Consider the following 9,053-nt stretch of genomic DNA (forward strand, 5'->3'; position numbering starts at 1 on the left):
CCGACAACGCCGCGGGCCACAGCGAGGCGGAGAACAGGTCGCCGACGCCCGCGCCGTCCTGCCAGAGCTTGACCAGCGGGACCAGGGCCGCGGCGCCGAGCACCGCCGCCGCGGCCAGCGCGTCACGGGTGCGCCCGACCCTCCGGGCGAACGCCGCGGACCTGCGCACGCTCGGCTCGGCGATGAACAGGCCGAAGGCGGTCAGTCCCGCGAACCCGAGTACCCCGCCGTACCGCAGCACCTCGGCGCCGATCCGGAGCACGTTCACCTCGCGGACGGCCACCTGGTCCGGGACAGCGACGGAGCCCGCGCTGGGCCTGCCGACGGAGAAGCTGATGCCACCGCTGACCGGGTGGGTGTCGGCGGAGATGACCCGCCAGCTGACGATGTAGGTGCCCTCGGCGAGGGTCGACGACGGGGTATAGACGACGGTGTCGTTCACCGAGCGGACGTCGGCGGGGACGGGACGGCCCTCCGAGTCGAGCAGCTGGTTCCCCTTCGGAGCAAGGGTGATCGCCTCGTTGAAGACGGCCGAGACCGTGCGCGGCGCCTGGGCGAGGACCTGGCCGTCCTTGGGGTCGGTGTACTTCAGCACGGCGTGGGCGTCGGCCGTACCCGGAAACAGGAGCACCAGGGCGGCCAGGAGCAGGACAGCCCAGATGGGAGCGGCCGCCGGCCGCCCCCACCCGGACGTCGTGCGGCGGACCGGACGGGTCAAGAGGTCTTCCTGCCGCGCACCAGCGCGGTCACGCCCGAGGCCGCGCCGATCGCGCCCAGCACCAGGCCGGCCCAGCCGACGACACCCGGGCCGCCCGAGCCGGACGACGCGGCCGAGCCGGGGGCCGTGCCCGAGGCATCGGCTGCCGGGGCGGCCGACATCGTGGTCTCGGCCGGTGTGGCCGCGCCGTCCTCGGCCTTTTCGGCGGCGGTCAGCACGATGTACGGGGCCGGGTGCTCCGGCTCTTCGGCGCCGTCCGCGGCGACCTCGGTCCAGGGCGTCTCGCCCTTCTCGCACTTCTGGACCGCCGGGAAGACGAGCTTGGCGCCTTCCTTCTCCGGCAGCTTCAGCGACAGCTCGAACGTGTCGCGCAGATCGTCGGGCAGCGGGGCCTTGGCGGTGTAGACGACCTGGTCGACCCGCTCGGTGTACTGACCGCCGTGGCCGTCGTCGACCGGCGTGGCGAGTTTCTCCATCTTCTTCTCGACCTCCCAGCCCGGGTTGACCGTCGGGGTGGCCGCGATGATCTCCTCGGGCATCGCGAGGGCGACCGAGGTGGTGGCCGACCCGTCGCAGCCGTGCGGGACGGAGAAGGTCAGCACGGTGTAGCTGCCGGCCGCGGTGGTGGAAGGGGTGACGGTGACGTGGGCCGATGCCGTACCCGCGCCGAGCAGGACCAGCCCGAGGGCGGCCGTGCCGACGGCGACGGTGCGGGCGGCAGTGCGCAGGGTGGCACGCAGGGCAGAGCTCATGGGGGGTTCTCCTCTAGACAGATCACGACCGTACTGTCCGGTCGCGGGGGGAAGCGGGGCCTCTCGTCCCCGCTGTTGCTTCAGATCCGGGCGAGGAGGGGCGGTGCGCGCATCCCGACAGGGCCGGCGCACAGCCGGGTCAGCGTGGGGACGGCGCGGGAGACGACCGGGACAGGCCGTCGCACCAGTGGCGGGAGGTCGCGGGCACGGACGGCGCAGTACCGGGCGCCGAGCAGGGAGAGCAGGCCCCACCACATCCGCTCGCCGTGCTCCAGCACAAGCGCGGTGAGCACAGTGGCCGCGCCGTGCGTGAGGACCATCGGCGACGAGACGTCGCCGACGCCCGGGTGAACGGGATCAGCCAGGTAGACGCTGAGACCGTGGATGCCGAACTGGGCGGCGCCGAGCAGGAACAGCAACTCCCACCGGGTGACCCTGCGGCCCGCCAGCGCGTAGGCGACGCCCCAGGCCACCAGGACCACGGCGACCAGGGCCAGCAAGGGCGGGGTCGTCCCGTGGTCGGCGCGGTGGGCGGCGACCGCGATCACGATGGTGCTGAATGCCACCAGGGCCGAGCGCAGGCCGCGCATCGTCCGCTTCGTGGACTTCATGGCCGGAGCCTAGCAACGGCTCCGCCCGGCCGCCCGCCAAACTGCGACCGCAAGCCGGTTCTGTCCAGGTCCGTCACGGGCGTAGGTGGGGGATCCGCAGCTCAGGTCGGACGGGTGCCATGCTTAGTGGTGCTGGCTTTCGCAGACCAGGTCGAGAGCATCGTGCGGGGTCCCGGCGAACCAGGGGGCGGCTTCGTACTTGCCGGTGCTGGGCGGGGATTGATCCCGCCAACGCCTCCCCGCGGTCAACGGCCAACCCCCGAAAGACTTCCAACACCGGAATCGACGGGTGGTGGAGCGCAGGCCAACCGACGAAGAGCTTCTGGAACTGGCGGCCCGTCTCCGGCCTGAAGAGATCGCCGGCGGCTGTGGCGTTAGCCGCGCCACCCGCACAACCCGAGCAAGAAAGCCAGGAACGGCGGAGTGCTGGCCGTCTCGGCCCGCAACCCCAGGAAGAAGTCGTTCGGGGCAGCTGTCGCCTCTACGGACTTTTCATCCGAGGGCCGTTGATCTTGACAGTCAGGCCTTCGAGTCGAACAGCGCGCTGGCTCCGGTGATGACGGGTTGGACGGCGTTGAGGATGAGGGTGCGTTGGGCGGGTGTGTGCTGGTCGGCGTAGGTAGCGGTTGTCTGGTAGGTGGCGTGGCCGGCGATGAGTTGCATGATGCCGGGGGCGACGCCGCCGTCGCGGAGCATGGTGATCATGGTGTGGCGGAGGGCGTGTGGGGTGATGTGTTTGCCCAGGCCGCGTTCGCGGGCGAGGGTGAGTGCTGGTTGGAGGGTGCGGTTGCGCTGGTTGTTGTAGTCGATGTAGGTGCCGGTACGGCTCCGGAAGAGCAGTTGGTCGGCGTGGCACCCTTCTACGTGCCGGGTAAGTAGGGCTGCGAGGTCTGGGCTGATGGGGACGATGCGCTGTTTCTTGCCTTTGGGGTAGGGCTTGATCTGCCATCGGCGGCGGCCGGTGGTCTCGTCGAGCAGGTAGGCGTAGGTCTGGACGATGTGGAGTTGGCGGCCTGCGGGGTCGAGGTGGGTGACGTGGAGGCCGGCGGTTTCGCCCCAGCGCAGGCCGGTGGCCATTTCGGTGATGATGAACAGGGCGGTGTCGGGGTTGATGTCGTGGACGACTGTGAGGTAGAGGGCGACTTCGGGGCCGTAGAGGACGGCTCGGGTGGTGATCGGCGCGGTTGGCAAGTGGAAGCCGGTCCAGGGGGAGGAGGTGAGGAGCGGGGTTCGCCGTCTTCGCCTTGGTGGAGGGCTGCTTGGAAGACGGGTTTGATTGCTCCCCGGTACACCTTCGCCACCGTGGCGGCCGACAGCGTCCCCGCGCCCAGCGGTGCAGGATGTGGCGAGCCTGCCTCTCGCCACTGGCACAGCGTCTCGGGGGAGAGGCGGCCGGTCGTCTTCACCGCGATGTTGTTCGCTCGTGCCCATCGTCGTGCGGCTTGTTCGTCAGACAGAGTGGCGCGGGGTTGGTGTTGGTTGCCGGCGGAGGGTTTGGTGAGCATCCATTTGACCCATTCGCGTAGTACGCGGCGGGTGACCTGGTCGAGTGGCAGGTGGCCGAAGCGGGGGAAGATGTGGCGTTCGGCTTCGGCGAGGTAGGTGGCGCGTTGGGTGGGGGAGGCGCCGAGGCGGGTGGCGTAGTTGTGGCGGGCGTAGTGTTCGAAGCTCGGCATGTCAGGGTCGTGTGTGGGGTCGTAGTTGGGGTCTTCGATGCCATGGCAGCCCTTGGGGTAGCCGTGCGGGCGGTTTTCGCCGCTGTGCGTGACCAGTGAGGCGAAGTCGTCGGCGACTTGGCTGTCGTAGCAGGTCTCGAAGTCTTCCTTGTGGTTCCTGCCGCCTCCGATGCGCCATTTGACCAGCCAGGACTTCGCGCCGTTCTTGGCCGTGCGTTCTATTACTCTCGCTACCTGTGCCCCTCTTCTGACGTGCTGGTGGCATGGTGACGGACGCCGGGGCTGGTGGGTGGCGGGGACGCGCGAAGGTGATCGAACGTCGACTGCTGCATGGCGAGATGCGGGAACATCGGGGGAACATGATCTTGATGTGATCATCAGCGACCCGCGAGCATCGCCCGAAACAGGCCTTTGACCTGCGGTGTTATCGGTAGGGCGGGTGGGACTTGAACCCACGACCCACGGATTATGAGTCGGTTCCCTCGGTGCCGCTCAGTGTCGCGGAGTGACGTTTTCTATCGCTGTGGACGGGATTCTTCCCGCCGTCGTGTCGGGAAGTGATGACGGATGCCGTGCTGTATTGCGTACACGCGAGCAACCGCCGAGCAACCATGTGTTCTTGACTATCACCATTATGTGCCGTTTGTTCCTTTCTCGATACAGCCATGTGCCGTGACGAGGCTTCGACCCTCACTGCGGCCGAACGCGGATGAGCAACCACCGAGCAGCCATGGGTAGGCGATGTGCGACCTGCTGTCAGGATGCTTTGCATCGCTGCGGAAGCGATGCGCAGCCTGCTTGACGTGCAGGATGTGTCTGCAGGCGCAACCCAAAGTTCGCTCAGTAGAGGAACCGCCCCGGTGATTTCAGCGGGGTGGGAGCAGCGTCCGTTGGAGGTCTTCCCTGAGACGCTCCTTCAAAGTGACCGGATCCTCAGTGTGTTGATGCGCGATGCGGATCGTAGACGTGCCACAGCGCATCCAGTGCCGGTCACGATCCTCGTCGTCGGCTTTCCGAGTCACGCCGTAGTGATGTGGGCCGTCGACTTCGATGACGACCGCGCGGCCGTTGCCGATCACTACAAAGTCAGGGCTACGAACGCTCGTATCCCGGAGCTTGGCGGAGGGGAGCGGCAGGATTGCGATGGACTGCTTCGGCTGGCTGTCACGCTGGATCTCAGTCAGCACCTGGTAGACGACGAGCTCGGCCCTGCTGCCGAAGACAAGCTCATCCATGGTCGGATAGCCCTCACCGGCCTTTCTCTCGCGTCGTGCCTGATTGCTAGGAGCGGGGGTGGCGGCCAGTTGCCGCCAGTCTTGCGACACGGGTGGCAACTGAGGGCGAGCCTCCTCGACTACCAGTGACATGACGTCCTCACGTCCGAGCTGCCGCAGCACTCCACGCAGGTGCTCCCATATCGGATCGAGCACTGCGGGGGTGAATTCGGCGGCAAGCGTAGGGCCTATGATGAGAACCGCCTCGTATGTATTCGATCTCCAGTTGTCGCCGGGAGTTGGATGGTAGAAGCCGCCATCCCGGCGAAGGGTGAGAGTCGCTTCGCGCAGGAGATCACGAGCAAGGCTGTGGCCTTCTTCGTCGAGCAGATAGTGGACCTGGCCGAGAACGAGGTCGAGTTTGCTGGCGTCCTCGTCCAGGAGCGGCAAGGGAATGACGGGACCCGCGATTCTCTCGGTCCTGGCCGGCCTATAGATAGGTCGACCAGACAAGAACTCACGCGCTCGCAGAGCCCAGCCGTCCGGTGCCAGGAGTCGATTCAACGCGTCTACCGTGCGAGTTGCCCGGTCGGTGTCGGGTTGCACTTCGGGATGGACCAGACGGGCCAGAAATGCGAAAAGGACCTCATCCGGCCCGTGGAGGAGCTGGAGTCGGGGATCCTCGAAGATCCAGTCGTCGTCCCAGTCGAGGTTGTTGATCCGGTGCTGAGCGATGTCCCCGCGCGCCGAGGTGTACCGAGAATCATCGGATGGCAAGGTGTCCAGGTTGTAGAGGCCCTCCAGGAAAGTGATCTCGTCCAGGCGGCCGTGCCAAGGTTCCCTCGTGCTTCGAAGCTGATCGAAGATGTCACGGCGCGTGATGGCCGAGATCTGCGGCTGCGGGTTGTGTTCGGCTGGGGGTACGGGGGCGAGCATCCTGGGCCGCTTCTCCTTGATCGTCCGGTGGTGGCGGTCTGATGATGGAGACCGCGGAAGAAACTGGTCTGTGCCTATGCGGCGGAGGCTCGTTGAGCTCCGGGTTCCTTCAGCTCGGGGAGACCCCAGGGAGTGGGGACCACTGGCATCGAATCGCTGGGCCACTTGGCAGGTATGAAAGCGTGGAAGTGCTCGTCACCTTCCGGCTGGAGCTTGAGGACGCTGTTCTCGGCTGACCTAGAGTCGAGTGCCTTTGTTACTTGATCGGCGTTCACGGCGATGACACGCGTGTGGAACAGCATCACATCGCCGATTACGAGTTCGTGACCAGCGATTTCCATCACACATCCGGATAGATCCACGCGGATACTCTGAGGCTTCCCCGAGAGGATGAGGCGGAGCTCCTTGCCATCGGAACCCGTAAGGGCAGCCGTCAAGGTCCGTGCCATCGGGTGGATGGCACACTTGCCGTCGACCAGTAACCGCGCCATGCGGAGAGCGGCTCGCTCGACACCGGACAGTTGGGCCGGCACCGGGAAGAAGTTGTCACAGTGGCGTTGGACAATATCCAGATCCTCGGCCAGTTGCTCACATCGGCGAACCTCCTCCAGGTGAGCGCGAGCCTCGTGAGAGTGGTCCTTAGCCTTCAGCCCAATCACGCCCAGGCGCTGCCCGTTGAGGTAGATCTCTCCTGTGCACTTCTGGTGCAGCTGCTTGATGAGCCGCATCGCGCGGAGCAGGTCCGCTGGGCTCGCCCCGTCCACCTGGTATTCGTAGGAGAGACTGCTCGACTGCTCTTCATCGTAGGGAAGAAGAATGGTCAACTTGGCCACGTTGTGGAAGGTGGCCTTAAGGCAGCGCCCCTCATAACCTGCGTTGCCGTGTTGGAGCCTTCCATGGTGCGAAGCTAGGAGGTCGCTGTTGTCGTCCAGGATCCTAAGCTCTATAAGGACTTCCTGGTCCCCGGTCGCCGTGTTCGGTAGCAGCTCTACATCAACGTGCTCCACCGTCTCACTCAGCCATTCGGGCCCCTTGACGGTCAGTCGCTCCACGATCTCCGCAGGCAACACGACCTTCTCGTCGGTTCCGTAACCGAAGGTTCGCTGTATCTGCCGGCTGAGCTCCGAATCCTCGATTAGGGAGTGTTCCACAGTGATATGGACGGGGCTGGTGACATGTGCGCGCGGATGTTTGGCTCGAAGAGTGCGAAAGACCTTATCGCCCTTGCGAGAGAAGTTGAACGTCCAGTCCTCATCGCACTGATCCACAACTTTGCCGAGATTGATGACTCGTCTATCCAGGTCTCCAGGGCCGCCAAGAAGTAGCGTCCGCTCGTGGTTTAGGATCTTGGCATCCTCGATGAGGAGATCGCGCTGATAGTAAGACTCCAGATCAGGCAGGTCGATCATCTTTGCGTCGAGCTCCACGCGGCCCATCACGGACACTCGAACGTCATGGCCGGCTACCAGCTCGTCGATGAACTCCTGCTCGCTGGGGGTGAGGTTGCATGGAACAACCAGCGTCCACTCGTAGGGGCTGTACGCCATAGCTCGCACGAAGGAGTCTTTGATCTGACGTCGCCGGGAACGGTTCTCCTTGGGGAAACCCTCGGGAAAGAACTTGAGCTGGAAGATTCGGAGGCGAGATCCCTGGGTGACCACGATGTCGCGTCCGCCATCGCCGCCTCGCCCGTCCAGGACTTCCACAGTGGCAGTTCCGGAGTACATGCGGTGAATAATTGATTCCACGATGCGGTCGAACCGCTTCTGCTCCAGATGCTTCCACTCGATCGCCATGGCCACCCTTCCACATGGATAGTTCGGGCTGGTTCGAACACGGGAGAGATCTACATTCCAAGGAGGTTTGAGGCCTTGGCGTCGTCGATACCTGGGTCGTGCCTCCGTTCGCAGCTGTGGCCTCAACAGCGATGCGAGACGGATACCGCCCGCAGGCGCCTCCAGATGCAATCATGCTACGCCCGAGCTCCGACAAATATGGAGCCTCGGAGGGCGAGCACGACCCTGGCTACGTACTGTACTGCGCCCCCTCGTGCTGTACAGCGCCCCCTCGTGCCACCTCTGGCGCACTCTGTAGCATCGGACTACCTGACACGAACGTTCGGGCAGCTCGTACTGGCCAGCGGCCTTCCACCGGCACGGCTCCACGACCTTCGTCACGCAGCCGCGGATCTGTCAGACACCATTGATGTCTTCGGCGATCCAATTTTGGGGCACGAGAGCCCGGCCGTTACTGTGCCTCCAACGTGCCTCGCCCGAGCTTCGCAAGGGTTCGTCGTCCAGGTCCGCGTGCTTCATCACGATCACTTGGAAGTTGCCGTCAAGCGCTTTGACCGTACCCTGGATGATCTTGTAGGGGTTGAGCAGCGGCTGCCCGGCATCGCGATGCGTGCGGACCTGCTCATTGAGGTAGCGGAACTGCGCATCGCGATTCGGGTGCCTGCCGCCCTCCGGCGTCTTGGCATTGGCCCACAGGCTGAACCTCTCACCGCCCAGGATGCTCGCAACGGTGTCGGCCGACACCCGGTGTCCCTGCCGAGTGAACTCACCGGCCAGCTTGCGGGTCGACTTGGTCGTCCAGCGCAGCGGCGAGGCCGAATCCCCGCGCTCGTCCGGCTCCACCAGGGCCGGCAGCATGGCCTGTAACTCGGAGTCGTTATCCAACAGTCGTTTATGCCCTCGGCCTGGCCGACGCACCCGTCCCAACGGCTCGGTACCCGCCTCCAGCCCATCCACGCCCCGTGACGTCGTGGCCTCGCGAATACCCGCCGCCTGGATTACCGCCCGGATCCCACCATGCCCCAGTGCGCGCGCACCTCGGCGCCGAGCGCAGCAGTTGGCGTTGCCGCTCGTCCAGATGCGGCAAGATCGCCTCACGCTTCGCCGTTAGCATCTCCACGGTCTCCGCTGACACGCTTGTACCAGACCATCGGTTGCGAACCCGGGATGCTACGAACTATTTCTCTGCAAGTCCTAGAGCAACGCGGCATCGTTGCTTCCTACTGCGGATGGGCTCTGGGTGACTGCCCTGAGTCACTGAACCTTTTTCAGGCTCCGCGGCGAGTGCCCTGGTCACAGCATGATCGCGATGCCGTGGTTCGACCGGTAACAGCAAGAAGCTCCTGGTAG

At 65.2% G+C, this 9,053-nt stretch carries 6 protein-coding genes and 1 pseudogene; all 7 read right to left on the bottom strand.

Annotation, left to right across the window (positions count from 1 at the left end):
• The coding region (locus AB0I81_RS63560) for a copper resistance CopC family protein (protein ID WP_360680529.1) at positions 1-718 on the bottom strand (718 nt) is incomplete at its 3' end.
• Positions 715-1,470, bottom strand: a complete 756-nt coding sequence (locus tag AB0I81_RS63565) for a YcnI family protein (protein ID WP_360680531.1) — start codon at positions 1,468-1,470, stop codon at positions 715-717. The genes AB0I81_RS63560 and AB0I81_RS63565, both read right to left, overlap by 4 nt.
• Positions 1,471-1,550: 80 nt before the next feature.
• The gene (locus AB0I81_RS63570; RefSeq protein WP_360680534.1) at positions 1,551-2,081 is read right to left on the bottom strand and encodes a hypothetical protein; all 531 of its coding nucleotides are present in this window, start codon (positions 2,079-2,081) and stop codon (positions 1,551-1,553) included.
• Positions 2,082-2,600: 519 nt separating this feature from the next.
• The gene (locus AB0I81_RS63575) at positions 2,601-3,272 is read right to left on the bottom strand and encodes a site-specific integrase (RefSeq protein WP_360680537.1); all 672 of its coding nucleotides are present in this window, start codon (positions 3,270-3,272) and stop codon (positions 2,601-2,603) included.
• A 1,351-nt stretch (positions 3,273-4,623) separates the two neighbouring features.
• Complete coding sequence (locus tag AB0I81_RS63580; protein ID WP_360680539.1) at positions 4,624-5,907, bottom strand: hypothetical protein; 1,284 nt, start codon at positions 5,905-5,907, stop codon at positions 4,624-4,626.
• Positions 5,908-5,981: 74 nt separating this feature from the next.
• Positions 5,982-7,703 carry a hypothetical protein gene (locus AB0I81_RS63585; RefSeq protein ID WP_360680541.1) on the bottom strand — a complete coding sequence of 574 codons (1,722 nt, stop codon included), beginning with the start codon at positions 7,701-7,703 and terminating at the stop codon, positions 5,982-5,984.
• Between the two features lie 579 nt (positions 7,704-8,282).
• A pseudogene (locus AB0I81_RS63590) lies at positions 8,283-8,817 on the bottom strand (ISAzo13 family transposase); the annotation flags it as partial.
• Between the last annotated feature and the right edge of the window lie 236 nt (positions 8,818-9,053).

This window comes from Nonomuraea sp. NPDC050404, from assembly GCF_040655495.1.
GTDB lineage: Bacteria > Actinomycetota > Actinomycetes > Streptosporangiales > Streptosporangiaceae > Nonomuraea.

Coding starts and splice junctions, on each gene's coding strand:
- AB0I81_RS63565 (WP_360680531.1), bottom strand. CDS start 1,470: ATGAGCTCTGCCCTGCGTGCCACCCTGCGCACTGCCGCCCGCACCGTC.
- AB0I81_RS63570 (WP_360680534.1), bottom strand. CDS start 2,081: ATGAAGTCCACGAAGCGGACGATGCGCGGCCTGCGCTCGGCCCTGGTG.
- AB0I81_RS63580 (WP_360680539.1), bottom strand. CDS start 5,907: ATGCTCGCCCCCGTACCCCCAGCCGAACACAACCCGCAGCCGCAGATC.
- AB0I81_RS63585 (WP_360680541.1), bottom strand. CDS start 7,703: ATGGCGATCGAGTGGAAGCATCTGGAGCAGAAGCGGTTCGACCGCATC.